This is a genomic window from Mycobacterium hippophais, from assembly GCF_027529605.1.
Classification (GTDB): domain Bacteria; phylum Actinomycetota; class Actinomycetes; order Mycobacteriales; family Mycobacteriaceae; genus Mycobacterium; species Mycobacterium arseniciresistens.
Genome location: NZ_JAPZPY010000001.1, coordinates 267,307 through 292,713, shown reverse-complemented (window position 1 = coordinate 292,713; position 25,407 = coordinate 267,307). Strand labels below are relative to the sequence as shown.

Annotated in this window: 25 protein-coding genes and 1 pseudogene; 15 read left to right on the top strand and 11 right to left on the bottom strand. The window is 69.7% G+C overall.

Annotated elements, in window-relative coordinates:
* Window positions 1-14: 14 nt before the first annotated feature.
* Window positions 15-806 carry a FadR/GntR family transcriptional regulator gene (locus tag O6P37_RS01400; RefSeq protein ID WP_264011314.1) on the bottom strand — a complete coding sequence of 264 codons (792 nt, stop codon included), beginning with the start codon at window positions 804-806 and terminating at the stop codon, window positions 15-17.
* A 201-nt stretch (window positions 807-1,007) separates the two neighbouring features.
* On the opposite strand from O6P37_RS01400, the gene O6P37_RS01395 reads away from it, so the two are divergent.
* Genes O6P37_RS01395 through O6P37_RS01385 form a run of 3 tightly spaced genes read left to right on the top strand, consistent with a single transcriptional unit; the run spans window position 1,008 to window position 4,109 of the window.
* Window positions 1,008-2,153 carry a thiolase family protein gene (locus tag O6P37_RS01395; protein WP_269892386.1) on the top strand — a complete coding sequence of 382 codons (1,146 nt, stop codon included), beginning with the start codon at window positions 1,008-1,010 and terminating at the stop codon, window positions 2,151-2,153.
* Window positions 2,150-2,956 carry a crotonase/enoyl-CoA hydratase family protein gene (locus O6P37_RS01390; protein WP_269892385.1) on the top strand — a complete coding sequence of 269 codons (807 nt, stop codon included), beginning with the start codon at window positions 2,150-2,152 and terminating at the stop codon, window positions 2,954-2,956. Before O6P37_RS01395 ends, O6P37_RS01390 begins: the two co-directional genes overlap by 4 nt.
* A gap of 10 nt (window positions 2,957-2,966) precedes the next feature.
* Window positions 2,967-4,109, top strand: a complete 1,143-nt coding sequence (locus O6P37_RS01385; RefSeq protein ID WP_269892384.1) for an acyl-CoA dehydrogenase family protein — start codon at window positions 2,967-2,969, stop codon at window positions 4,107-4,109.
* A gap of 63 nt (window positions 4,110-4,172) precedes the next feature.
* Here the strand turns inward: O6P37_RS01385 and O6P37_RS01380 are convergent, their stop codons facing one another.
* Window positions 4,173-4,895, bottom strand: a complete 723-nt coding sequence (locus O6P37_RS01380) for a fasciclin domain-containing protein (protein WP_264011310.1) — start codon at window positions 4,893-4,895, stop codon at window positions 4,173-4,175.
* A gap of 175 nt (window positions 4,896-5,070) precedes the next feature.
* Window positions 5,071-6,339, bottom strand: coding sequence for an MFS transporter (locus O6P37_RS01375; protein ID WP_269892383.1), 1,269 nt, complete (start codon window positions 6,337-6,339; stop codon window positions 5,071-5,073).
* A gap of 81 nt (window positions 6,340-6,420) precedes the next feature.
* Between O6P37_RS01375 and O6P37_RS01370 the strand changes: the two are divergent.
* The 4 genes and pseudogenes from O6P37_RS01370 to O6P37_RS01355 all read left to right on the top strand — a co-directional run.
* Window positions 6,421-7,377: pseudogene (locus tag O6P37_RS01370) on the top strand (GlxA family transcriptional regulator); the annotation flags it as partial.
* A gap of 34 nt (window positions 7,378-7,411) precedes the next feature.
* Window positions 7,412-7,963: a gamma carbonic anhydrase family protein gene (locus O6P37_RS01365; RefSeq protein ID WP_269892382.1), complete on the top strand. Its 552-nt coding sequence runs from the start codon at window positions 7,412-7,414 to the stop codon at window positions 7,961-7,963.
* A 117-nt stretch (window positions 7,964-8,080) separates the two neighbouring features.
* Window positions 8,081-9,226, top strand: coding sequence for an SDR family NAD(P)-dependent oxidoreductase (locus O6P37_RS01360; protein ID WP_269892381.1), 1,146 nt, complete (start codon window positions 8,081-8,083; stop codon window positions 9,224-9,226).
* Window positions 9,226-9,972 (top strand): CPBP family intramembrane glutamic endopeptidase, encoded by a 747-nt coding sequence (locus tag O6P37_RS01355; protein ID WP_264011305.1) that lies wholly within the window; start codon window positions 9,226-9,228, stop codon window positions 9,970-9,972. The genes O6P37_RS01360 and O6P37_RS01355 overlap by 1 nt, the downstream gene beginning before the upstream one ends.
* On the opposite strand, the gene tet(V) is transcribed toward O6P37_RS01355, so the two are convergent.
* A complete protein-coding gene (gene tet(V) / locus O6P37_RS01350) occupies window positions 9,969-11,249 on the bottom strand; it encodes a tetracycline efflux MFS transporter Tet(V) (RefSeq protein WP_269892380.1) in 1,281 nt (426 codons plus the stop codon). The two genes, O6P37_RS01355 and tet(V), sit on opposite strands and share 4 nt — an antisense overlap.
* Window positions 11,250-11,309: 60 nt before the next feature.
* Window positions 11,310-12,113 (bottom strand): enoyl-CoA hydratase, encoded by an 804-nt coding sequence (locus O6P37_RS01345; protein ID WP_269892379.1) that lies wholly within the window; start codon window positions 12,111-12,113, stop codon window positions 11,310-11,312.
* A 111-nt stretch (window positions 12,114-12,224) separates the two neighbouring features.
* On the opposite strand from O6P37_RS01345, the gene O6P37_RS01340 reads away from it, so the two are divergent.
* From O6P37_RS01340 to O6P37_RS01330, 3 genes are read left to right on the top strand one after another with little or no spacing between them, the layout of a single operon-like run.
* Complete coding sequence (locus O6P37_RS01340) at window positions 12,225-13,316, top strand: CaiB/BaiF CoA transferase family protein (RefSeq protein WP_269892378.1); 1,092 nt, start codon at window positions 12,225-12,227, stop codon at window positions 13,314-13,316.
* A gap of 55 nt (window positions 13,317-13,371) precedes the next feature.
* Window positions 13,372-14,136, top strand: coding sequence for a 3-hydroxyacyl-CoA dehydrogenase (locus O6P37_RS01335; protein WP_269892377.1), 765 nt, complete (start codon window positions 13,372-13,374; stop codon window positions 14,134-14,136).
* A 4-nt stretch (window positions 14,137-14,140) separates the two neighbouring features.
* Window positions 14,141-15,142 carry an NAD(P)H-dependent flavin oxidoreductase gene (locus O6P37_RS01330; protein ID WP_269892376.1) on the top strand — a complete coding sequence of 334 codons (1,002 nt, stop codon included), beginning with the start codon at window positions 14,141-14,143 and terminating at the stop codon, window positions 15,140-15,142.
* Window positions 15,143-15,232: 90 nt separating this feature from the next.
* Here the strand turns inward: O6P37_RS01330 and O6P37_RS01325 are convergent, their stop codons facing one another.
* The 4 genes from O6P37_RS01325 to O6P37_RS01310 all read right to left on the bottom strand — a co-directional run bounded on the left by O6P37_RS01325 (window position 15,233) and on the right by O6P37_RS01310 (window position 19,177).
* Complete coding sequence (locus tag O6P37_RS01325; protein ID WP_264011340.1) at window positions 15,233-15,355, bottom strand: hypothetical protein; 123 nt, start codon at window positions 15,353-15,355, stop codon at window positions 15,233-15,235.
* A gap of 83 nt (window positions 15,356-15,438) precedes the next feature.
* Window positions 15,439-15,993, bottom strand: a complete 555-nt coding sequence (locus tag O6P37_RS01320; RefSeq protein ID WP_269892375.1) for a DoxX family protein — start codon at window positions 15,991-15,993, stop codon at window positions 15,439-15,441.
* A gap of 44 nt (window positions 15,994-16,037) precedes the next feature.
* On the bottom strand, window positions 16,038-16,331 hold the full coding sequence (locus O6P37_RS01315; protein ID WP_269892374.1) for a hypothetical protein: 294 nt from the start codon (window positions 16,329-16,331) through the stop codon (window positions 16,038-16,040).
* Between the two features lie 47 nt (window positions 16,332-16,378).
* Window positions 16,379-19,177 carry a helix-turn-helix transcriptional regulator gene (locus O6P37_RS01310; protein WP_269892373.1) on the bottom strand — a complete coding sequence of 933 codons (2,799 nt, stop codon included), beginning with the start codon at window positions 19,175-19,177 and terminating at the stop codon, window positions 16,379-16,381.
* Between the two features lie 193 nt (window positions 19,178-19,370).
* Here O6P37_RS01310 and O6P37_RS01305 point away from each other — a divergent pair, with 193 nt between their 5' ends.
* The 4 genes from O6P37_RS01305 to O6P37_RS01290 are packed head-to-tail and all read left to right on the top strand — an operon-like array spanning window position 19,371 to window position 23,421.
* The gene (locus O6P37_RS01305) at window positions 19,371-21,647 is read left to right on the top strand and encodes an MMPL family transporter (RefSeq protein ID WP_269892372.1); all 2,277 of its coding nucleotides are present in this window, start codon (window positions 19,371-19,373) and stop codon (window positions 21,645-21,647) included.
* Window positions 21,610-22,344: a TetR/AcrR family transcriptional regulator gene (locus O6P37_RS01300; protein ID WP_408633088.1), complete on the top strand. Its 735-nt coding sequence runs from the start codon at window positions 21,610-21,612 to the stop codon at window positions 22,342-22,344. The genes O6P37_RS01305 and O6P37_RS01300 overlap by 38 nt, the downstream gene beginning before the upstream one ends.
* Window positions 22,328-22,957, top strand: a complete 630-nt coding sequence (locus tag O6P37_RS01295; protein WP_269892370.1) for a class I SAM-dependent methyltransferase — start codon at window positions 22,328-22,330, stop codon at window positions 22,955-22,957. The genes O6P37_RS01300 and O6P37_RS01295 overlap by 17 nt, the downstream gene beginning before the upstream one ends.
* Window positions 22,958-23,004: 47 nt before the next feature.
* Window positions 23,005-23,421 carry an SRPBCC family protein gene (locus O6P37_RS01290; protein WP_269892369.1) on the top strand — a complete coding sequence of 139 codons (417 nt, stop codon included), beginning with the start codon at window positions 23,005-23,007 and terminating at the stop codon, window positions 23,419-23,421.
* Here the strand turns inward: O6P37_RS01290 and O6P37_RS01285 are convergent.
* On the bottom strand, window positions 23,418-24,131 hold the full coding sequence (locus O6P37_RS01285) for an NAD-dependent deacylase (protein WP_269892368.1): 714 nt from the start codon (window positions 24,129-24,131) through the stop codon (window positions 23,418-23,420). The genes O6P37_RS01290 and O6P37_RS01285 overlap by 4 nt on opposite strands.
* A 36-nt stretch (window positions 24,132-24,167) precedes the next feature.
* On the opposite strand from O6P37_RS01285, the gene O6P37_RS01280 reads away from it, so the two are divergent.
* Window positions 24,168-24,533, top strand: coding sequence for a GntR family transcriptional regulator (locus O6P37_RS01280; RefSeq protein ID WP_269892367.1), 366 nt, complete (start codon window positions 24,168-24,170; stop codon window positions 24,531-24,533).
* Window positions 24,534-24,535: 2 nt separating this feature from the next.
* Here O6P37_RS01280 and O6P37_RS01275 read toward each other — a convergent pair whose 3' ends face one another.
* A complete protein-coding gene (locus tag O6P37_RS01275; RefSeq protein WP_269892366.1) occupies window positions 24,536-25,375 on the bottom strand; it encodes a class I SAM-dependent methyltransferase in 840 nt (279 codons plus the stop codon).
* Window positions 25,376-25,407: the final 32 nt, after the last annotated feature.

Sequence of the window (25,407 nt, the reverse complement as noted above, 5' to 3'; positions counted from 1 at the left end):
GATCCGCGAGCTCCTCAGCCCATCACGTCGCGGACCTTGACCGTCTCCAGTCCCTGCAGCAACAGGCCCCGGGCCGTGTCGAGGTGCTTGCGCCAGTGCGCCTCGGCGGCCGCGCCGTCACCCGAGCGCATCAGCTGCAACAGCCGGCGGTAGGACCGCATGAGCTTTTCGTAGTCGGCCTTCGACGGCGGGTTGCTCTCGCTCATCGCGAAGGCGGTGTGGCGCACCGTGATCTCGTGCAGCATGCCCGCCATGATGTTCAGCGTCGCGTTGCCCGACAGCTCGACCATCCGGCGGTGGAACTCGCCGGTGGTCTCGGCCAGCCGGCCGGTGTCCCAGCCGATCGGCACGTCCTCGGCCAGCGTCCGTTCCAGCTCGTCGTAGGCGGCGGTGTCGCCGGCCTCGGTGAGCAGCCGCACGGCCATCGGCTCGATGCCCGACCGGGCCGTCATCACGTCGGCGATCGTCGCGCCGCTCAGTTCGAGCAGCAGCCCCGCGGGCCGGGCGACGATCTCCGCCCCGGGGACGCGCACCCGGGCCCCGGTGCGCGAACCGCGGCGCACCTCGACCAGGCGCTCGGACTCGAGCACGCGCACGGCCTCGCGCAGCGTCGGGCGGCTGACGCCGAAGTGACTCATCAGCTCGGCCTCGTTCGGCAGGAAATCACCGTCCTTGAGCTGACCGTCGACCACCATCCGGCGCAGCGTGCCCGCCACCAGTTCGGCGGTCTTGGGGGAGCGCACGGTGTTCCCCGACATCACGGCACTCGCCCCCATCATCGGAGCCAGTGGTGTGGTTCGAGGCACGCGTTCTCTTCCGGTTCGGTGTTTGACCTGGTAAGCAGGCCAGCTGTACAACTCAGTAAACCATGTGCGGCCGGGCGACGGGCGCGAGTCCGACTCTACCAACCAGTAGGTTGACCTAGTAAACCTACTCGTCTACCTTCGGTGGCAATGCTCATCAGGGCCCTGTCCGGGCTCCAAGGTCGCGTTCAAAGGAGAACTTCCATGGCTGAAGCCGTCATCGTCGAGGCCGTGCGGTCGCCTGTCGGCAAGCGCAACGGCGGTCTGTCGGGGGTGCACCCCGCCGAACTCTCCGCGCAGGTGCTCAACGGCCTCGTCGAGCGCGCCGGCGTGGACCCGGCACTGGTCGACGACGTCATCTGGGGCTGCGTCATGCAGGCCGGCGAGCAGGCGCTCGACATCGCCCGCACCGCGCTGCTGACGGCCGGCTGGCCGGAGTCGGTGCCCGGGGTGACCGTGGACCGCCAGTGCGGGTCGAGCCAGCAGTCGGTGCACTTCGCCGCCGCAGGCGTGGTCGCCGGCCACTACGACGTCGTCGTCGCCGGTGGTGTCGAGGCCATGTCGCGCACACCGATGGGCGCGTCGCTGGCCAGTGGTGGCAACCCGTACCCGCAGGGCTTCAAGGACCGCTACCAGCAGACCCCGAACCAGGGGATCGGCGCCGAGATGATCGCCGAGCAGTGGGGCCTCGACCGCGCGACGCTCGACCAGTTCTCCCTCGACTCGCACGAGAAGGCCGCCGCAGCGCAGGATTCCGGCGCGTTCGACGACCAGATCGTGGCGATCAAGGACCAGGACGGCAACCCGGTGCTCAAGGACGAGGGCATCCGTCGCGGCACCACCCTGGAGAAGATGGGTCAGCTCAAGCCGGCCTTCAAGGAGGACGGCGTGATCCACGCCGGCAACTCCTCGCAGATCTCCGACGGATCGGCGGCGCTGCTGTTCATGTCCGCCGAGAAGGCCAAGGAGCTCGGCCTCAAGCCGCTGGCCAAGGTGCACACCGCGGTGCTGGCGGGCGCCGACCCGGTGATCATGCTGACCGCCCCGATCCCGGCCACCCAGAAGGCGCTCAAGCGATCGGGCCTGACCATCGACCAGATCGGCGCGTTCGAGGTCAACGAGGCCTTCGCGCCCGTGCCGCTGGCCTGGCTCAAGGACATCGGCGCCGACGAGAAGAACCTCAACCCCAACGGCGGCGCAATCGCGCTCGGCCACCCGCTCGGCGGTTCGGGTGCGCGGATCATGACCACGCTGCTGTACCACATGCGGGACAAGGGAATTCAGTACGGCCTGCAGACCATGTGCGAGGGCGGCGGCCAGGCCAACGCCACCATCCTCGAGCTGCTGTGACAGGAGCCGACACCACGACGGCCCCCGGCGCCCTGGTCGAGCGCCGGGGCAACGTCATGGTCATCACCATCAACCGGCCGGAGGCGCGCAACGCCATCAACTCCGCCGTGTCGATCGCCCTGGGCGACGCACTCGAGCAGGCGCAGCAGGATCCGGATGTCCGGGTGGTCGTGGTCACGGGGGCGGGCGACAAATCCTTCTGTGCGGGAGCCGATCTCAAGGCGCTGTCGCGGGGCGAGAACATCGGTCACCCCGACCGGCCCGCATGGGGCTTCGCCGGATACGTCCGCCACTTCATCGACAAGCCGACGATCGCGGCGGTCAACGGCACTGCGCTCGGCGGTGGCACCGAACTCGCACTGGCGAGCGATCTGGTCGTCGCCGGTGAGAGTGCCAAATTCGGTCTGCCGGAGGTCAAGCGGGGACTGATAGCGGCCGCGGGCGGGGTGTTCCGTCTCGTCGAGCAGATCCCGCGCAAGGTCGCGCTGCAGATGATGTTCACCGGAGAACCGATCACCTCGGCCGAGGCGCTGAAGTGGGGCCTGATCAACGAGGTGGTGCCTGACGGCACCGAACTCGACGCCGCGCTGGCGCTGGCCGAACGGATCACCGTCAACGCTCCGCTGGCCGTGCAGGCCAGCAAGAGGGTCGCCGTCGGCGCCGACGACCGCGTCGTGGCCGACGACGAGCCCGGCTGGACACGCACGAGGCGCGAAGTCGCCGTCGTCTTCAGCTCCGAGGACGCCAAAGAAGGACCGCTGGCCTTCGCGCAGAAGCGCGAGCCAGTATGGAAAGCCAAGTGAGGAAACGACAATGAAGAGAACGATTTACGACGCCGAGCACGAGGCCTTCCGCGACACCGTGCGGGGCTACATCGACAGTGAGCTCGTCCCCAACGCCGAGAAGTGGGAGGCCGACCGCCTCGTCGACCGGTCCGCCTACGTGGCTGCGGGCAAGCATGGGCTGATCGGGTTCAACATGCCCGAGGAGTTCGGCGGCGGCGGCACCGACGACTTCCGGTTCAACGCGATCATCGACGAGGAGATCGCCAAGTCGGGCGTGCCCGCACCCGCACTGAGCCTGCACAACGACGTCGTCGGCCCGTACTTCAAGGACCTGACCAACGACGAGCAGAAGCAGCGCTGGCTGCCGGGCATCACCAGCGGCGAAACCATCATCGCGGTCGCGATGACCGAACCGGGCGCGGGCAGCGACCTGGCCGGCATCCGCACCTCGGCGGTCCGCGACGGCGACGACTGGATCGTCAACGGGTCCAAGACCTTCATCTCGTCGGGCATCAACTGCGACCTGTGCGTCGTCGTCGCCCGCACCGACCCCGAGGCCGGGCACAAGGGCTTCACGCTGCTGGTGGTCGAGCGCGACATGCCCGGCTTCACCCGCGGCCGCAAGCTCGACAAGATGGGCCTGCACGCCCAGGACACCTCCGAGCTGCACTTCGAGAACGTGCGGGTGCCGAACGCCAACGTACTCGGCAAGGAGGGCCGCGGCTTCTACCACCTGATGACGAACCTGCCGTCCGAGCGGCTCTCGATCGCCATCTCCGCGATCGCGGGCGCACGCGAAACCTGGCGGCAGACACTGCAGTACGCCAAGGACCGCAAGGCGTTCGGCCAGTCGATCGGCAGCTTCCAGCACAACCGGTTCCTGCTGGCCGAGATGGACACCGAGCTCGACGTCACCGAGCAGTACATCGACCGCTGCCTGCAGGGCGTCGTCGACGGCGAGCTGACCGCGGTCGAGGCCGCCAAGGCGAAGTGGTGGGCCACCGAGGTGGCCAAGAAGGTCGTCGACCGGTGCGTGCAGCTGCACGGCGGCTACGGCTACATGCTGGAGTACCGCGTCGCGCGCGACTACGTCGACGGACGCATCCAGACGATCTTCGGTGGCACCACCGAGATCATGAAGGAGATCATCGGCCGCGACCTCGGCCTGTAGACAACGAATTCGGCGCGCTCACGTTCGTTCACCGAACGTGAGCGCGCCGAAATCTATGAACAGCTAGCCGATCGGTGCGTCCGCGGCGGGCATCTCCGCCGGCAGGGGCGTCGTCGGGGTCGTCGTGGTCGTGGTGCTGGTCGGCGACTTCGGCGTCGGGGTGAGCGCCTCCGGCGGGGCGGCCGGGTCGAGCACCGTGTCGATCAGGTAGATCCGCGCGTTCTGGGCGGGGATGCCGCCGCAGATCACCTTCGCGGTGTCGTTGACCTTGATGTCGCCGTTGGTGCCCTCGACCTTGATCTCGGCGCCCTGCTGGGTGGGCCGCTGACCCTTCACGTCGGCGGGGCCGAGCAGACCGAGGAAGACGTGGTAGTAGTCCAGGTCCGTCAGCGCGTTCGCATTCGTCTTGAGGTTCTCGAGCTGCTCGGGCGGCAGCTTCGCGAACGCCTCGTCGGTCGGCGCGAAGACGACGTACGGGCCGTTGTCGAGCACCCCGGTGATGTTGACGGCGGGGTTCAGCTGACCCGAGACCGCGGAGTTGAAGGTCTTGATCTCCGGGATCTGCGCCAGCACCTGGCTGACGGGCTGGGCGGCGTAGTTCTTCCAGTTGGTGTTCGTGGCCCGGAACGGGTCGCAGTCGCCCTCCAGGTTGGGCAGCGGGTTCTCCACCGGCTTGGACGGCGTCGGTTCGGGTTGCGCGTAGGCATTGACCGCCAACGGCAGCGACAGGGCGATGGCCGCGGTTCCCACGGCCGCGCCCAGTGCTCTACTGGTGCGAGTCTTCACGTCAGGCTCCTCAGCTCGTCAGAACGCCCTCCCCGATGGGCGGAGATGTCCGGCCACCGGTGCGGCGCCGTCTCGTAGGGTAAAGCCACGAATTGGTAACGGCCAAGTCGAGGTCGAGGGTCGGCAGCCTGCGGAGAGCGCCGAAACCCGCTCTGAGCACGGGTTCGAGCGATCGTTACGTCGGATGTGTCACAGTCCGCCGGATACCGAGGCACAGCAGCGCCGCCACCCCGCACAGCCCGGCCGCCAGGAAGAACGCGGTGTCGTAGTCGCCGTTCAGGTCGCGCAGCCAGCCCGCACCCGCCGCCGCGACGGCCGCGCCCAGCTGGTGGGAGGCGAACACCCAGCCGAAAACCACCGGTGTGCGGGCGCCGAAGTACTCGCGGCACAGCACGATCGTCGGTGGCACGGTGGCCACCCAGTCCAGGCCGTAGAAGATGACGAACACCCAGGTGCCCGGCTCGGTGTGCGGTGCGAGCAGCGACGGCAGCAGCAGGAGCGACACCCCTCGCCCGGTGTAGTAGACGACCAGCAGCAAGCGCGGGTCCACCCGGTCGGTCAGCCAGCCGGAGAACACCGTGCCCGCGACGTCGAGCACGCCGATCGTGGCCAGCAGCCCGGCGGCCACGGTGGTGGGCATGCCGTGGTCGTTGGCCGCCGGGATGAAGTGGGTGCCGATCAGGCCGTTGGTGGTCATGCCGCAGATCGCGAAGCTCGATGCCAGCAGCCAGAACGCCGGCACCCGCGCACCGATCGCCAGGCCCTCGAACGCCGCGCGGAATCCGCTCGCCGGGACCGGCGCCGGCGGGGCAGGAGCCGTCGCGCCGTACGGCAGCAGACCCTTGTCCTGCGGTGCGTTGCGCATGAACGCGACGACCAGCGGGACCACCGCGAGGGCGGCCCCGGCGACGATCAGCGACGCCCACCGCCAGCCGTGCGCCATGGTCACGGCCGCGACGAGCGGCAGGAAGACCAGTTGGCCCGTTGCGCTCGCGGCGGTCAGCACGCCCGTGACGAGGCCGCGGCGGGCGTCGAACCAGCGGGTGGCCACGGTGGCGACGAAGCCCATCGAGATCGCACCGGTGCCGACGCCGACCAGCACGCCCCACAGCAGCACCAGCTGCCAGCTCGCCGTCATCGTCACGGAAAGCGCCGATCCGGTCGCGATGAGCAGCAGCGCGCCGGTCAGCACGGGTCGCACGCCGAGGCGGTCCATCAGTGCGGCCGCGAACGGCGCCGTCAGTCCGAACAGCGTCATGTTCACCGACATGGCGAGGCCGACGGTGCCGTGCGTCCAGCCGAACTCCTGGTGCAGCGGATTCATCATCACGCCCGGCACGGAGCGGAAGCCTGCGGCGCCCAGCAGGGCGACAAAGCTGACCGCCGCGACCACCCACGCCCAGTGGACGCGGCTGCCCGTGCCGGGTCGAGCTGTGACAGTCACCGAATCACTCTCACCCCGCAGGACGGAGCCGACCAGTGGCAAGAAGGACACCATTCGTCAAGAACATGCCAACATGAACGGGTGCACCGGATCGCCGTCCTGCTGCTGCCGCCCGTGATCGGTTTCGACGCCGCCATCGCGCCGACGCTGTTCGGCGCCGCCACCGGTCCCGGCGACGCGCCGCTCTACGAGGTGACCACCTGCGGCCTCACCGCCGACCCCGTGCCGTCGACCACAGGGTTCGCCGTCCTCCCGACGGCGGGTCCGGAGGCGCTCGCCACCGCGGACACGGTGGTCATCCCCGGCACGCGCTACCCGCCTGCCAGGGTCGACGGAGTGCTGCCGCCCGCGGCGAGGCAGGCGCTGGCGGCCATCCCGCCCGGGACCCGCCTGGTGTCGATCTGCACCGGTGCGTTCGTGCTCGCGGCGGCGGGCCTGCTCGACGGCCGTCCGGCGACCACCCACTGGCAGCACGCCGACGAGCTGCGGCGGCTGTATCCGGCCGTGCGCGTCGACGAGAACGTGCTCTACGTCGACGACGGCGACGTGCTCACCTCCGCCGGACTGGCCGCAGGCATCGACCTGTGCCTGCACCTCATCCGCACCGACCACGGCGCCGCGGTCGCCAACGCGGTGGCCCGGCACTGCGTGGTCCCGCCGTGGCGGGAAGGCGGGCAGGCGCAGTTCATCGAACGGCGCCACGACGACACCGCGGCCGTCGGGGGAGTCTCGACGGCGGCCACCCGCGAGTGGGCGCTGCGCCGGCTCGACGAGCCGCTGACCCTGCAGCGCCTCGCCCAGCACGCGCACATGAGCCCGCGCACGTTCATCCGCCGCTTCCGCGAGGAGACCGGGCAGGCTCCCGGCGCATGGGTGCGCGGCCGGCGCGTCGACCGTGCCCGTGAACTGCTCGAGTCCGAGGATCTGCCCGTCGACGAGGTGGCCCGGCTGTCGGGGCTCGGAACGGGTGGAAACCTGCGGCACCATCTGCGCCGCGGCGTCGGGATGTCACCGACCGGCTACCGCAAGGTCTTTCGGGTTCCTGACCACGTCACCGCGATCGGCTCCTACGATGTCGCCCATGTCGCAGCCGCTGATCCTGGCCCTACGCGGGCACGCCCCGAAGCTGCACGCCGAGTCGTGGGTCGCCCCGAACGCCGCTGTGATCGGCCAGGTGACGCTCGCGGCCAGGGCCAGCGTCTGGTACGGCGCCACGCTGCGCGCCGAGGTCGAGCCGATCGAGATCGGGTTCGGATCCAACATCCAGGACGGCGTCACCGTGCACTGCGACCCCGAGTTCCCGGTGTGCATCGGCGCGGCGGTGAGCGTCGGCCACAACGCGGTGCTGCACGGTTGCACCATCGACGAGGGCTGCCTGATCGGCATGGGCGCCGTGATCCTCAACGGCGCACACATCGGCGCCGGCTCCCTGGTGGCCGCCAGTGCGCTGATCCCGCAGGGTGCGGTCATCCCGCCCCGGTCACTGGTGACGGGAGTGCCGGGCAAGGTGCGGCGCGAGCTCAGCGACGCCGAGGTCGCCGCCAACCGCTACAACGCCGAGGTCTACCAGCGGCTGATCGACCACCACCGCGGGGCCACCGTGGTCGGCCCGGCGCCCGAGTAGCCGCCGATACCCGGCCGGCGCAACGGTTCTCGCGGCCACGGCGCGTGTGTGTGCCGCGTCACAGTGAGCCGCCGCACCTCAGGGTTCCCGACGCTGCGCTCCGGGTACAGGCCTACGGTGAGCAACATGCGGATCCTGGTCACCGGCGCCACCGGCTACGTCGGATCGCGGCTGGTGAGCGCCCTCGTCGAACAGGGCAACAAGGTCGTCGCCGCCACCCGCAATCCCGACCGGCTGGCGAAGTTCGGCTGGCACGCCGACGTGGCCGGCGTCTCCCTCGACGCCGGGGACCCGGCATCGGTCAAGCAGGCACTCGCCGACGCCGGGCCGATCGACGTCATCTACTACCTCGTGCACGGCATCGGCCAGCCCGACTTCCGTGACGCCGACAACCGCGCCGCCGCCAACGTCGCGGCCGCCGCCCGGGACGCAGGCGTCAAGCGGATCGTCTACCTCGGCGGTTTCGTGCCGACCGACGACACGCTGTCCGAGCACCTGGCCAGCCGCGCCGAGGTCGCCGAGGCGCTGAGCATCGAGGGCGGCGCCGACGTCGTGTGGCTCGGCGCGGCGATCATCATCGGCGCCGGATCGACCTCCTTCGAGATGCTCCGCTACGTCGGTGACCGGTTCCTCGTCATCCCGCTGCCCAAGTGGGCGGCCAACCCGATCGACCCCATCTCGATCCGCGACGCGCTGCACTACCTGGTGGCCGCCGCCGACACCGACCGGGTCCCCCCCGGCGCCTACGACATCTCCGGTCCGGATACCACGACCTACGGCGAACTGCTGACGAAGTACGCGCACATCGCCGGCAAGTGGCGGGCGCCGCTGCCGGTCCGCGGCATCGACACCTCGATCGTCTCCAAGGTCACCGGCCTGGTGCTGCCCGTGCCGGGCGGACTGGCCGCCGATCTCGTTGAGTCCCTTGACCATCCGATGACGGCGTCCGGCGACGGGCTGCGCGACCTGGTGCCCGACCCGCCGGGCGGACTCACCTCGGTCGACGAGGCGATCACGCTCTCGCTGGCCAGGCAACGACCACGCCCGGTCAACGCCCTCTCCGACGTCCACCACCTGGCCGACACCGATCCGGACTGGGCCGGTGGTGACGTCCAGCGGATCACCCAACTGATCCGCCCGTTCACCCTGCCGATCGCGCGGCCGGCGCTCGGACTGCTCGGCGCCGTACCCGGACCGGTGGCCGCGGCGGTGCGCACCGGCCTGGACACCGTCATCGGCCTTGCCCCGAAGGTGGGCCACTGATGACCGAGGTGTCGACGAAGTCGTGCGATGAACGCAGCGGCTTCTTCTCCGAGGCACGCCGCATCCTCACCGGCACGGCCGAACCGCACAACGAGGGGCCGGCCACCATCCGCCGCAGGCGGATCTTCGTGGCCATCTTCGTCGTCGGCGGATTCGTGCTGCTGGGGTATTCGCTGCGGCTGCCCCCCGGCGACCCGGCGTTCTACTGGTTCACGATGGGCCTGGCGGCGTGGTGGACCGTGGGCGCCTTCGTCTCCGGCCCGGTTCACCTGGGCCGCATCTGTTTCCGCGGACGCAACCAACGGCCCGTGATCACCGGAACCGCGATCGGCCTGGTGCTCGGCGGCGCATTCGTGGTCGGCGGCCTGGTCGCGCGTGAGATCCCCGCCGTGCGTGACTACATCGTGCAGGTGCTCGAATTCGCCAATCAGGGTTCACTGCCGGTGATCGTCGCGATCACGGTCATCAACGGCCTGGCCGAGGAGATCTTCTTCCGCGGCTCGATGTACTCGTCGCTGGGCAAGCGGAACAACGGCTGGTTCGCGTTCATCGTCACGACGCTCGTCTACGTCATCGTCACCGGCGTCAGCACCCAGAACCCGATGCTGGCGTTCGCGGCCATCATCCTCGGCACCATCTGCGCGTTCGAGCGCCGCGCGACCGGCGGTGTGCTCGCCCCGATGCTGACCCACTTCTTCTGGGGCCTGGTGATGGTGCTCGCGCTTCCACCGATCTTCGGCGTCTAACGCAGCGGGTTCGCCACCTCGTCGCGCGGCATCCGGGCCGCGAGCACGGCGACCACGGCCAGCAGCACCGGCACCACACCGGAGACCCAGAAGATGGTCTGCATCGACACCACTTTCGACAGCGGACCGACGACCGCGAACGACAGCGGCATGAATGCCAGCGACACGAAGAAGTCCAGGCTCGAGACCCGGCCCAGCATGTGCCGGGGCACCCGCCGCTGCAGCACCGTGCCCCAGATGACCAGTCCCGCACCGTCGGTCACGCCGATGACGAAGATCGCCGCCGCCATCACGGGAAATGACGAGGTGGTGCCGATGACGACGAGCGGGATCGATCCCACGCTCCACATCGCCATCATCACGGTGAGGTAGCGCCGCGGCAGCCGCCGCGAGGACACCGCGAGCGCGCCGATCGCGCTGCCCACTCCGAAGAACGCCAGCACGAAGCCGTACATGCGGGCGCCGTCGGAGAATCGGTCCGCGATGACGAAGGGCAGCAGCACCTCGATCGGACCGAGCACCACGAGCACGAACAGGCTCGCGAACAACAAGGTCCACAGCAACCACGGCGTGGCGACCATGAAGACGAAGCCGTCGCGCAGGTCGCGCAGCATCCGCGGCTTCTCGCCGATGGATTCCTCGACTGCCCGGGTCGCCGGGCGCGTCGCGATCAGCAGCAGCAGGCCGAGCCCGAACAGTCCCGCGACCACGACGGCGCCGACCGACGGGAACGTCGCGCCGACCACCAGACCCGCGACCGCCGGGCCGACCGAGCGCTGGAACACCGGCCGCACCACACCCTCGACGCCGTTGGCCGCGAGCAGCTGCTCGGCGGGCAGGATCCGCGGCAGGATGGCGCTGTAGGCGGGGAAGAAGAACGCGGCCGCGATGCCCAGTACGGCGGCGGCCACCGCGAGGTGCCAGATCCGCAGGGTGCCGAGCAGTCCCAGCGCCGCGACCGTCGCGACGGCTGCGAAGTTGACGGCCGCGACGGCGATGATGATGGCGCGCTGACTGATTCGGTCGGCCGCGATCCCACCGACCAACACGAACGCCACCAGTCCGCCTGCCAGGCAGGTCGCGACCAGCGACAGCGACGCGGGATCGTTGTCGATCGCGATGACCTGCAGCGCCATCACGACCGTCCACATGCCCTCGGCGAAGATGGACAGCGAGACCGCCGCGATCAGCAGGCGGTACTCGCGGGAGCGGAAGGGTGCGAGCACGCGCCAGCCGCCGGTGGGCGCCGGCTGCTCGAGATCGAAGTGTGTGCTCACACGCTCGATGGTCGCCGACCGGATGGCCCTCGGTCCAACGATTTTCGGGCGGAGGTGACCTCAGCTGTCGGTGAACTCCGCGGACCGGCGCTGCTGGAACGCCCTTGTGCCCTCGCGGAAGTCGTGTGAACCGAGCAGCTGGAGCTGGCCCTCGCTCTCCCGGTCGAAGGCGCCATCGAGCTCGGTGAGCGTGGCGGCGTTGATCGCCTGCTTGGTCTTGCGCAGGGCGACGGCGGGACCCGCCACCAGGATCGCGAGCACCCGGTCGACCTCGGCATCGAAGTCGTCGGCGGGGTAGACCCCGCTGACGAGTCCGAACTCGTGGGCCTCGGTGGCGGAGAGCCGCTCGGCCAGCAACGCCATCCGCATCGCGCGGATCCGGCCGATCGCGGCGGCCACCAGCGCCGAGGCGCCGCCATCGGGCATCAGCCCGATCTTGGTGAAGGCGAGCAGGAAGAACGCCTTCTCCGACGCGAGGACGATGTCGCAGGCCAGCGCCAGCGACACGCCGACGCCCGCCGCGGGTCCGTGCACGGCGGCGACCACCGGTTTGGGCAGCGCCACGATCGCGGCCACCGCGCGGTTGGCGGCGTCGAGCACCGCTTTGGCGTCGTGGCCGTCGGCGGTCTGGTCGTTCTCGCTGATGCCGGCGCCGGAACTGAAGCCGCGGCCGGCGCCGCCGAGCCGCACCACCCGAACGGCAGGATCGGCGGCCGCCTGGGTCAGGACGTCGGCAATGCCGTCGAGCATCTCCGCGGTCAGCGAATTGAGGCTGTCCGGCCTGTTCAGCGTGACCGTCAGGACGCCGTCGCGCAGGACGACCGTGAGGTCGTCGAGGCTCAGATACGTTTCGGTTGAGGTCATATCGGCACCAGTCCCGGTAGGCGTTTCGACGAGTCGACGACCCGCGATCACTGCAGAAGGTTATACAAGTAAGCTATGTCGGCGGTCAACCACAGGTGAAGGGCGGTAAGCATGGCGGGTCCACTGCAGGGATTGCGTGTCGTCGAGTTGGCCGGTATCGGCCCGGGGCCACATGCCGCAATGATCCTCGGCGATCTGGGCGCCGACGTCGTGCGCGTCGAACGGCCGGGCAAGGGCCCGGGCATCCCGACCAAGGGCCGCGACCATCTGCTCCGCAACCGGCGGTCGGTGTCCGCCGACCTCAAGAGCGACGAGGGCCGCGATCTGGTGCTGCGGCTGATCGCGAAGGCCGACGTGCTGATTGAGGGCTTCCGGCCCGGCGTCACCGAACGTCTCGGACTCGGGCCCGACGACTGCGCCAAGGTCAACGACCGGCTCATCTACGGGCGCATGACCGGCTGGGGGCAGACCGGCCCGCGCAGTCAGCGGTCCGGCCACGACATCAACTACATCTCCCTCAACGGCGTGCTGCACGCCGTCGGCCGCGCCGGTGAGCGGCCGGTACCGCCGCTGAACCTGGTCGGCGACTTCGGCGGCGGGTCGATGTTCCTGCTCGCCGGCATCCTCTCGGCGCTCTGGGAGCGGGAACGCTCTGGCAAGGGCCAGGTCGTGGACGCGGCGATGGTCGACGGCTCCAGCGTGCTGGCACAGATGATGTGGGCGTTCCGGTCGATGGGGATGTGGAGCGACGAGCGCGGCGTGAACATGCTCGACACCGGCGCGCCGTACTACGACACCTACGAGACCGCGGACGGCAAGTACGTGGCGGTGGGCGCGATCGAACCGCAGTTCTACGCCGAATTGCTGGCGAAACTCGGCCTCGACAGCGCCGAGCTGCCCGACCAGAACGACATGGGGCGCTGGGCCGAACTGCGCGAGGTGTTCACCAAGGCTTTCGCCGCCCACGACCGCGATCACTGGGCCAACGTGTTCGCCGACAGCGACGCGTGCGTCACGCCGGTGCTGAGCTTCGCCGAGGTCGAGGACGAACCGCACAACACCGAACGCGACACGTTCTACCGCGAGGACGGCTCGCTGTACCCGGCGCCCGCCCCGCGGTTCTCGCGCACCGCACCGGATCTGCCTAAGGCGCCGGGAGCGCCGGGAGCAGACACCGAATCCGTCTTGAACGACTGGGTATAGTCCCCAACCAACCAGTAGGTCGGCGGCGCTGGCCGGCCGGAGAGGAAGTACATCAGTGGAGATCAAGGACGCCGTAGCCGTCGTCACCGGCGGGGCATCGGGCCTGGGCCTGGCGACCACCAAGCGACTGCTCGACGCGGGCGCACAGGTGGTGGTGCTGGACCTGCGAGGCGAGGAGGCCGTCGCCGACCTCGGTGACCGCGCCACCTTCGTCGAGACCAACGTGACCGACGAGGCCGCCGTCAACAAGGCGCTCGACGTCGCCGAGTCGCTGGGCCCGGTGCGCATCAACGTGAACTGCGCGGGCATCGGCAGCGCGATCAAGACCCTCGGCAAGGAGGGGCCCTTCCCGCTCGACGTGTTCAAGAAGACCATCGAGGTCAACCTGATCGGCACGTTCAACGTGCTGCGGCTGAGCGCGGAGCGGATCGCCAAGACCGAGCCGCTCGCCGGCAAGAACGGCGACGAGCGCGGCGTGATCGTCAACACTGCGTCGGTCGCCGCCTTCGAGGGTCAGATCGGCCAGGCCGCGTACTCGGCGTCCAAGGGCGGCGTGGTCGGTATGACGCTGCCGATTGCGCGCGACCTGTCGCGCAGCCTCATCCGGGTGTGCACCATCGCCCCGGGCCTGTTCAAGACGCCGCTGCTGGGTTCGCTGCCCGAGGAGGCGCAGAAGTCGCTCGGACAGCAGGTGCCGCACCCCGCCCGCCTCGGCGACCCCGACGAGTACGGCGCGCTGGCCGTGCACATCGTGGAGAACCCGATGCTCAACGGCGAGGTCATCCGCCTCGACGGCGCCATCCGCATGGCCCCGAGGTGACCCGATGACCCTCAACACGAAGTTCACCGAGACCTTCGGGATCGAACACCCCATCGTGCAGGGCGGGATGCAGTGGGTGGGTCGCGCCGAGCTGGTGGCGGCCGTCGCCAATGCCGGGGCGCTGGGCTTCCTGACCGCGCTGACCCAGCCGACGCCCGCGGACCTCGCCAAGGAGATCGACAAGACCCGCGAGCTCACCGACAAGCCGTTCGGCGTCAACTTGACGATCCTGCCGACGATCAACCCGCCGCCCTATGACGAGTACCGCCAGGTGATCGTCGACGCCGGCATCAAGATCGTCGAGACCGCGGGATCCAACCCGGCGCCGCACCTGCCGATGTTCCACGACAACGGCATCAAGGTGCTGCACAAGTGCACCTCGGTGCGGCACGCGGTCAAGGCGCAGAGCCTCGGCGTCGACGGCATCAGCATCGACGGCTTCGAGTGCGCCGGCCATCCCGGCGAGGACGACATCCCCGGCCTGATCCTGATCCCGGCGGCGGCGGCGAAGATCGACATCCCGATGATCGCCTCGGGCGGGTTCGCCGACTCCCGCGGCCTGGTGGCGGCACTGGCGCTGGGCGCCGACGGCATCAACATGGGGTCGCGGTTCATGTGCACCGTCGAGTCGTCGATTCACCAGAACGTCAAGGAAGCCATCGTCGCGGGCACCGAACTCGACACGGAGCTGATCTTCCGGCCGCTGCGCAACACCGCGCGGGTGGCCAGCAACGCGGTGTCACGCGAGGTGGTCGAGATCCTCAACAACGGTGGCCAGTTCCCCGACGTCAAGGATCTGGTGGCCGGCGTGCGCGGCAACAAGGTCTACGAGCTCGGTGACCTCGACGCAGGCATCTGGTCGGTGGGCACATCGATGGGGCTGATCGACGACATTCCGACCTGCGGCGAACTGGTGTCGCGGATGGTCGCGGAGGCCGAGGAGCTGATCACCGCCCGGTTGGCGGGGATGGTGACCGCGGGCCAGGAAGAAAAAGTGCCCGCCTGAGGCGCCGTGGGTCATCGTGAGATGACCGGAGGCGCCCCGGCGGGCAGCAAAGGCTGACGGGTGACACGCGCGCCGATCAGGCGCGCGTGGTCACACGGCTTGGGCCAGGTCGTCCAGCTGCTCCGAGGTGTCGCCCTCTACGAGGAAGTCCCCGTGGTAGAGCGCTTCGAAGTCGACCTTGATGACATCGGCACTGGTGTCGTCGATCCACATGACACTGACTGTATGGGTCACCATTAAGAGTTCATTGAGTCACGGTTCGGAAAATGGTGGCAATCCTACTTCTCGGTAGGTTTCTAGCCAGTAGGTGTCGTGAGGTGGATCGGGTTGGTGCCGTTGAGTGCGATCCAGGTAACGATGGCGACGATGAAGGCGGCAACCAGTAGGCCGACGGCGAACCGCACTGGCCAGACGGTGCGTCCGGGAAGCCTGGCGTCCAGCGAGTAGGCGCCGGCACCGGCGAACAGCAGCGCGACGGCGCCGAGACCGATCATGAACGGCGCGTTGAACGGGTCCGACCAGAACGCGGCGCCGGAGACGTTGACGGCCCACGCGTCGATCATCGCCGCGACCACCGCGAATGCGGCCAGCTGCGTCAGCACGCCGAGGATCAGCGCGATGCCGCCGAGCGTCTCCGACGCCGTCACCATGAATGCCGCCAGCTCGGGCAGCCGCCAGCCGCCGACTTCCATGTAGCCCGCGGTCGTGGGGAAGTCCAGTGCCTTGCGCAGGCCGGCCTGCAGCATCGCCGCGCCGACACCGAAACGCAGGATCAGCAGCGCGGTGTTGACGGAGGCGTCGGTGGTCGCGGGTGTCGCGGTGGGTGCGGTGCTCTCAGTGGCGGTGTTCATGATCAGTCAGACTGCCCCAGCCCGCGATAGTCATCGCCGCGGGGTCACCAGGAGCTCAGGCGGGCGTCGACATCGGTGCTGAGCCGCGCGACCGGGATGCCGGCCCGGGCGCACACCTCGCTGACGACCTCCGGGGCGTCGGCGGTGAACACGCCGTAGAGCACCTCGTCGGTCGGTACGGCCAAGGTCAGCAGCAGTTGCACCGACTTGCCCTCAGCCGCCATCGAGGCGGCCGCCGCGTCCAGCTCGCCCAGGAGGTCCTCGACGGCAGGGCGGGTCATCTCGGGCCGGTACCACTCGGCGAGGAAACAGCAGAGGTGCGGTGCGGCGGCGGCCATAGCGCTCAAGTTATCGCCGGGCCGCGGCGACCGAATCGGGCGTTTCCCTAATCCTGTCGATGGTGCTTTCGATCGAAAGAACCCTGGTCGGAGGCCTCCGAGCCACCCATGAGCCTGCCCAGTTCGGCGCGCGACCGGATTCCCAGCTTGCGGTAGACGCGCCCCAGATTGTGCTCGACGGTCTTCGGGCTGATGAACAGCGCGGCAGCGACATCCCTGTTGGTCATCCCCGAGGCGGCCAGTTCGGCGACGCGCCGTTCGGACGGCGTCAGCGCGGCCTGGCCGCCCGGCCCGACGTTGGTCCGGGCCAGCTCGGCGCGGGCCCGGGCGGCCCACAGCGGGGCGCCGAGCGATTCGAAAGTCAGCAGGGCGGATCGCAGAGTGCCCGCCGCGAGATCCTTCTGACGCAGTCGGCGCTGCAGCTGCCCCAGCAGCAGCTCGGTGCGGGCCCGCTCGAACGGCATCGGCAGCCGGTCGTGCTCGGTCAGCGCACGACACGCCGTCTGCTCGGCGGCCTCCACGTCACCCATCGCGGCCTGCACCATGGCGCGGCAGCGGGCGCCGACGGCGAGCATCCACGGCCGGTCGTGGGCCCGGCCATTGCTCTCCATCTGCCTGACCATCGGTTCGGCCTCGTCGAGGCGGCACAGCGCGGCCATCGCCTCGACGGCATCGGGCACATGCATCGACGACATCATCTCGGTGCCCGGAATCCGGTCGAACATCGCGATCAACGGGGCCATGACCGTCAGCGCCTCGGCGTAGTTGCCCTGCGACACCTCGATGAAGCCGAGCGTCATCAGCGGCCACTCGGTCATCCGTTCCGCCTCGCATTCCACGGCGCACTCGTAGGCCGCCTTGGCGTCGGAGTGGGCCTCCTCGAAACGACCCAGATAGGAGTAGGCGGCCGCCCGCACGGTTCGCGGGATCACCAGCACCGAGTCGCCGCCGAGCTGTTCGGCCCGCTCGACGGCCTCCTCGGCGTATCCCGCGGCCTCGTCGAAGCGCCCGCGCCAGATGCTGATCAGCGTGCTCCAGCCGGCGATGGCCATCAGATCGCTCGCCGCGCCGCGCTCGTCGCACCGGCGGCGGGCTTCGGCGATGAGAACGGCGGCTTCCTCGAGCCGGCCGACGTGGGCCATCGACAATGCGTTGACGACGTGGGCGCGGAACAGGATCGGGCCGTTGTAGTCGGGGTCCTCCAACTCGACGGCGCGACGGAGGGCGGCCTCGTCGAACGGATGCCCGAACTGCAGGCCGGCGTGCACCTGCAGGGCCAGCGCCTGACTCAGCAGCGCCGGTCGGCCGATCTCCTCGGCGATGCGCACGGCGTCATCGGCGGCACGGGTGGAGGCGTCGAAGTCGCCCGCCATGCCGCGGGCCATGCAGAGCAGCAGCAGGGTGCGCAGCCGCAGCTTCGGGATGTCGCCGGCTGCGGCGAGCGCGCGCTCGAGGAGCTGGGCGGCGAGCGCGAAGCGGTTGTCGTAGATGCGCAGGCCGGCTCGCAGGATCAGCGCCATGGCGAGGATCGGTCCACCGGGCAGCAGCTCGATCGTGGGGTCGAGGTGTTCGGCGGCGCGGTCGGTGCTGCCCGCCTCGAAGTGGTGTTCGGCCGCGCGCAGCCGGCGGACCGGGTCGTCGCCGCCGAGCCGGAACGCCATCTCGAGCAGTTCCGCTGCGGCCGCGGGCGCTCCCCGGCGCCGCGCCACCTCGGCCGCGGCGTCGAGCGCCTCCAGGGTTGCCGGGTCCTCGCTGACCGCGGCCAGCGCCAAATGCCGCGCCTTGAGCTCGGGCTCGGTGACGATCTGGGCCAGCGTGCGGTGCATCCGGCGACGGTCCGGACGGCTGGCGTCGGTGTAGACGCTGTGCGCCAGCAGCGGATGGGCGAACCGCACCCGGGAGCCCTCGATGCCGATGATGCCGTTGGTCTCGACGTGCTCGAGCACCTCGAGCACCCGATCGACGGTGTTGCCGGTCGCCTCGGCGAGTAGCTGCACCGTGGGCTGGGCTGTGCACGCCGCGGCGAGCAACACCCGGCCTGCGTCGCGGTCCAGCCTGCCGATCCGGTTACGCATCAGCTCCGCGAGGCCGGCGGGCAGCTCGGCGTCGGCCCGCGGTGGCCCGTCGAACGCCCGCGCCAATTCGAGGGCATAGAACGGGTTGCCGCGGGAGATCTCCGCGATGCGAACCAGGGTCGGGCGGGGAAACGTCCGGTCGAGCCGCTCGAAGAGCAGATTGTGCAGACCGCCCAGGCTCAGCGGGCCGACCCGATGCCGCCGCATGGCGTCGGGCCGACTCAGCCGCAGCCACGACAGGGCGTCGGGATCGTCGGATTCGGTGCGTGCCGTGACGAGGATTCCGACCGGCCCGGCGACGCGGCGCGCGGCGTAGGAGACGACCGCGCGGGTCGATGCGTCGAGCCACGGCACGTCGTCGATCGCCACCAGCACCGGCGCGTCGGCCGTCATCGTCTCGACCACGGAGACGAATGCGGCGGCCACCGCACGCTGGTCGGTGGCGGGCCCGGTGTCCGTGCCGCGCAGCATGACCCGGTCGATCGCGATGCGCTGCGGCTCGGGCAGCCGGTCGATGACCGAGGCCGGTACGCCGCGCAGGAGATCGGCCAGCGCCGCATAGGCCAGCGAGGACTCGGCATGCACGGCGCGCGCGGACAACACCTGGAAACCGAGGCCGCGTGCCCGGTCCTCCGCGCCCAGCCACAGCGTCGTCTTGCCGATGCCCGCCTCACCCTCGATGCCGAGGCCGGATGGTTGCTCAGACGCCGCGGCGAGGAAGTCGGCGACCACGCGAGAGTCACCCGCGCGGCCGACGACTGAGGTGGTCACGGGCGAATCATCGCAGGCAGGGATGAAGTAGGCACGCCGAACGGTCCGGGTTTGCCCGATCGGGCCAATCGCGTGCCGTTACGTGCGGTTCGACGGGGCATCGGCGGCAATTCTGCGGGAGGCGTTGACGCCTCGGGTTACCGTTGTTAAGTTAGCGCCGGTAAGTCCAGGATTCGGTCGGGAGGACGCGTCGATGCTGCAACGGATGGCCGAATTCGCGATCGCCGCGCCACGCCGGATCCTGGTCATCGCCGCACTCGTGATGGTCGCGGCCGGGATCTTCGGCATCCCGGTGGCCAAGAACTTGTCCGCCGGCGGATTCCAGGATCCGACCTCCGAGTCGGCCAGGGCCACCGCGGTGCTGGTGGACAAATTCGACCGCGGTGACATGGATCTGGTCATCAGTGTCACCTCCGAGGCAGGCGCGCGAGATTCCGCCGCCCGTGCTGTCGGCGACGACATCGTGCGCGAGCTCGAAGCCTCGCCGAACGTCGGTCAGGTCAGCTCGGCGTGGACCGCGCCGCCCGCCGCGGCATCGGCGCTGGTGAGCGAGGACGGCCGCACCGGCCTGATCGTGGCCGGCATCACCGGCGGCGAGAGCGGCGCCCAGAAACACGCCAAGGCGCTGGTCGAGCAGGTGGTTCACGACCGCGACGGCGTCACCGTGCGGGCCGGTGGCGAGGCCATGACCTACGTGCAGGTCAACGGGCAGAGCGAAGAAGACCTGCTGCTGATGGAGTCGATTGCGATTCCGCTGAGCTTCCTGGTGCTGCTGTGGGTGTTCGGCGGCATGGCCGCCGCCACGCTGCCCCTCATCGTCGGCGCCTTCGCGATCCTGGGCACGATGGCGGCGCTGCGGGCCGTCACCCTGTTCACCGACGTGTCGATCTTCGCGCTGAACCTCTCGATCGCCATGGGGCTGGCCATCGCCATCGACTCCACCCTGCTCATCATCAGCCGGTACCGCGACGAACTCGCCGACGGCGCCGACCGGGACCGCGCGCTGGTGCGCACCATGGTGACGGCAGGCCGCACCGTGCTCTTCTCGGCGATGACGGTCGCGCTGTCGATGCTCGCGATGGTGCTGTTCCCGATGTACTTCCTGAAGTCGTTCGCCTACGCCGGGATCGCGGTGGTGGTGTTCGCCGCGACGGCCGCACTGGTGGTGGCGCCCGCGGCGATCGCGCTGCTTGGCGATCGCATCGACGCCCTCGACGTCCGGCGCGGGATGCGGCGGATCCTGGGCCGGCCCGATCCCGTCCCGCGTCCGGTCGAGCAAACCTTCTGGTACCGCTCGACGAAGTTCGTGATGCGCCGCTCGATCGTCATCGGTCTGGCCGTCGTCACGCTGCTGCTTCTGCTCGGAGCGCCGTTCCTCGGCATCAAGTGGGGGTTCCCCGACGACCGCGTGCTGCCCGAGTCCGCGTCGGCGCGCCAGGTCGGTGATGAGCTGCGCAACGGCTTCACCGTCGACTCGGCGGCCAACGTCACGGTGGTGCTGCCCGACGCCACCGGCATCACATCCGAGGAGTTCGACCGCTATGCCGCCGCCCTGTCACGGGTGCCCCAGGTCGCCTCGGTGTCCGCGCCGGGTGGCGCGTTCGTCGACGGTGCAGCGGTAGGGCCGCCTGCGGCATCGACCGGAATGCGGGACGGCGCAGCCTATCTCACCGTGACGAGCGAGGCGCCGCTGTTCACCGCGGCATCCGATGCGCAACTCGACGACCTGCACGCGGTGGCCCCACCCGGCGACCGGCCGGTGCAGTTGACCGGTGTCGCGGCGATCAACCGCGACAGCTCGGAGTCGATCACATCGCGGTTGCCGCTGGTGCTCGGCGTGATCGCCGCGGTGACGTTCGTACTGCTGTTCCTGCTCAGCGGCAGCGTGGTGATACCGCTGAAAGCATTGCTGCTCAACATCATTTCGCTGTCCGCGGCATTCGGCGCGCTGGTCTGGATCTTCCAGGACGGTCACCTCGGCGCGTTCGGCACCACGCCGACGGGAACCCTGGTGGCCAACATGCCGGTGTTGATGTTCTGCATCGCATTCGGCCTGTCGATGGACTACGAGGTCTTCCTCGTCTCCAGGATCAGGGAGTACTGGCTGAGATCACCCGGTAGGACAACCGAGGACAACGACGAAGCCGTGGCGCTCGGGTTGGCCCGCACCGGACGCGTCGTCACCGCCGCGGCGCTGATCATGTCGATCAGCTTCGCCGCGCTGATCGCCGCGCAGGTGTCGTTCATGCGGATGTTCGGGGTGGGTCTCACCCTGGCGGTGCTGGCCGACGCGACGCTGGTCCGGATGCTGCTGGTGCCGGCATTCATGCACGTGCTGGGCCGGTGGAACTGGTGGGCGCCCGCGCCGCTGGCCCGGCTGCACGAGCGCATCGGGATCAGCGAGTCGGCCCCGGAGCGCCCCGCGGGGGTCGATGACCGATCGCGGCTCGCCGTGTCGGACACTGGATGACGTGAGCGGGCCGGCCGAAGTGAAGCGTCGCCGGGCCCCTCGCGGGTCCGGCGAGCACCTGCGTGAGGAGATCCTCGACGCCGCCACCGATCTGCTGCTGGAGACCGGCCACGCCAAGGCGGTGTCGATCCGATCGGTGGCGCAGCGCGTCGGCGTCACCCCGCCGTCGATCTATCTTCATTTCGCCGACAAGGACGCGTTGCTGGACGCGGTGTGTGCCCGCTACTTCGAGAAGCTCGACGAGGAGATGCAGCGGGTGGCGGCTGGTCAGCCGTCCGCGATCGACGTGCTGCGCGCGCAGGGTCTGGCCTACGTCCGGTTCGCCACCGAGACTCCCGAGTTGTACCGGATCGCGACGATGGGGGAGGGCAGACCGGGCAGCGACGTCGACGTGACGCTGAACAGTTCGGCCTTCGTCCACATGCGCGGCTCGATCGAGGCGCTGATCGCCGAGGGCATCTATCCGCCCGGCGACCCCACCATGCTGGCGCTGGAACTGTGGACGGCCGCCCACGGGGTGGCGGCGATGCTGATCTCGCGGCCCTACCTGCCCTGGGGCGACGTCGAGGCGTTCGCCGACCGCGTGCTGCGGGCGGTCTGTTGCGGGCACATCATGTCGACGATCATCGATGTCGAGACGCCTCCGCAGCAGGCGATCGCGCTGATGAAGGAGATGGCCGATGAGCGACCTCGTTGACAATCCGTTCTTCGCGCGGGTGTGGACCGCGATGTCCGGACACGAACCGGAGACCGTCCGCCGCCTGCGCACCGAGAACCTGGCCGGGTTGACCGGACGGGTGCTCGAGGTGGGCGCCGGGACCGGCACAAATTTCGCGCACTACCCGCCGGGTGTGGCCGAGGTCGTCGCGCTCGAACCCGAGCACCGGCTCGCCGAAACGGCCCGCGAGGCGGCCGCGCACGCACCCGTTCCGGTCACCGTCAGCGGCGACGCCGTCGAGGAGTTCGCCGCCCGCGAACCGTTCGACGCGGTGGTGTGCTCGCTGGTGCTGTGCTCGGTCGATGATCCGGACGCGGTCGTGCGACAGCTCTATTCGTTGCTGCGACCGGGCGGCGAGCTGCGCTATCTGGAGCACGTCGCGGGTACCGGGATGCGGGCACGGCTGCAGCGGTTCGCCGACGCGACGGTGTGGCCGCGGCTGCTCGGGAACTGCCACACCCACCGCGACACGGAGTCGTCGATCACGCGGGCGGGCTTCCGCGTCGACGACGCGCGGCGCGAGTGGGTACTGCCGTCCTGGGCGCCGCTGCCGGTCGCTGAGGTGGCACTGGGCCGGGCGGTCAGGGACTGACCGTGAGCTGGTGGCGCGCGAGCTCAGAGTGGACGCTGACCGAGTTCGTGCCCACCGATCCCGCGACGATCCGGGCCTTCTACACGGACCTGCAGAACCTGAAGGCGGTCCATCCGCTGATTCTGACGGTGCGCGAGGTCACTCCAGGGCGTTGGCGCGTGCAGGAACGAAACGCCATCGGACCATTGGCAATTCGCATGTGGTACTCGGTGCAAATGGACGTCGGTGTCGACGGCGATGTGGTCGGCGACTCGCAGGCGCACCTCGGTGTGCGACTCCGCGACGTCGTGAGCTTCGAGGCCGTCGACGGCGGCACCGAAGTCGTCGAACGGTTGCGGCTCGTCGCGCCGCGCCCGTTGATCGGCTATGCGCATCGCGAAGCGGTGAAGGCCCATGAGGAGATGCTCGCGGGCATGCGACGCCACTTCGAGCTGCGGCCGGCCCAGCCGCCCACGACGACCTAACCCAGCAGCTGTGGCAGCCGCTGCAACAGGTTGGGCAGCGCGCCGGCCGCCGACTCGCGCAGGCTGACGGTCGCGGCGTCGGACAGCGGCGTGCGCTCCGGGTTGACCTCCACCACCGCCGTGCCGTTGGCCAGCGCCAGCTCGGGAAGCCCGGCGGCCGGGTAGACGATCGACGACGTGCCCACCACGATCACCACGTCCGCGGCTGTCACCGCCGCCACCGACCGCTGCCATGCGTCCTCGGGCAGCGCCTCGCCGAACCACACCACATTCGGGCGGATCAGCCCGCCGCACGGGCACTGCGGCGGGTCCACCGACTCCACCGGTTCGGGCATCGCGGGCACCTCGCCCTCGAACTGCCCGCCGCACGCCGCACAACGGAACTCGAACAGACTGCCGTGCAGGTGGTAGACGTTGCGGCTGCCCGCCCGCTCGTGCAGGTTGTCCACGTTCTGGGTGACGACGTGCACGTCGGCGTAGTCCTGCCACGCCGCGACCGCGCGGTGGCCGTTGTTCGGTTCCACCGCGTCCATCATGTGGTGGCGCCACAGGTACCACGCCCACACCTTCTCGGGCTGATTCGCCCAGCCGTGAGCGCTGGAGATCTCGTAGGGGTCCACCTTCGCCCACAGCCCCGTCTCGACGTCGCGGAACGTCGGCACGCCGCTCTCGGCCGAGATGCCTGCCCCACTGAGCACCGTCACCTGCACATGACCAAAGTAGCGGCTGTGAGCAATACTGGGCACGTGGCCGAATTGGGGGATTGGGTGCGGATCGACGCGCAAGCAGCACGGCCACTCTTCGACCAGCTCAGGCAGCAGATCATCGACGGTGTCCGTGAGGGCAGGCTGCCGCCGGGCACCCGGTTGCCCACCGTGCGGGAACTCGCTGGTCAGCTCAACCTCGCCGTCAACACCGTGGCCCGCGCCTACCGTGAACTGGAAACGGCGGGCATCCTCGAAACCCGGGGCAGGTTCGGCACATTCGTCGCCAGGGTGGATCCCGCCGACACCGCGATGGCGACCGCGGCGCACACCTTCGTGGCGGCGGCGCGGGCGCTCGGCGTCGACAAGACCGACGCGCTGCGCTACGTCGAATCGGCCTTCGACTAGCGCTAGCCGAACTCGAGCAGCGTGGTCACCGGGCGCACCGAGTCGAACGCCGGGAGTCGCTGCGCCGTCCAGGCCAGCGCATTGAACAGCCGCCCGCGGCCCTCCGGGATCGGCACGTCGTGCACCGCGCGCACGCCCGGCACGGTGTCGGCCAGTTCCGCGGCCTGCGACACCGTCAGGCTGAACGGCATCGGCGGCACCTTGTAGCGCCGCGACGTCCGCATACCCCGGCGGGTGATCGCGGCGAACCACGGCGGCGGCAGGTCGAACATCATCTGGCCGCCGGGGAACCGGGTGGCGCAGGCGTTGATCAGCCCCATCGCGTCCGACGGCGACAGGTACATCAACAGGCCCTCGGCCGTGATGAACACGCCGTCGGAGTCGTCCACGGCGTCCATCCAGGAATAGTCCAGCGCCGACTGGGCCAGCATCCGCACCCGGTCCGACGGCGGCAGCAGCTTCTCGCGCAGCGCGATCATCGGCGGCAGATCGACGGTGAGCCAACGGAAGTCGTGCCCCACACCCGCGGCGTCGAGGCGGTGGAAGCTGGTCTGGAACCCCTCGGCGAGGGCCACCACCGTCGCCTTCGGATGGTCGACGAGATAGCGGCGGGTGTAGGTGTCGAAGGTCTTCGCGCGCAGCGCCATGTCCTGGCGGCGGGTGAAGCCGAACTTGGCGAAGTCGAAGTCGATCGAGTCGACGAGTCGGACGGCCATCGGATCGTCGATCAGGGAGTCGGGTCGCCTGGCCTCGTGTGCCCGCACCTGCAGGGTCAGCAGGGCGGTCTCCGAGACGTCCTTCAGTGCGCTGGCGTCGACCTTGGCGGGAGGTGTACCTGTCACCTACGCGAATGTACCCACCGCAGCACTTCGTC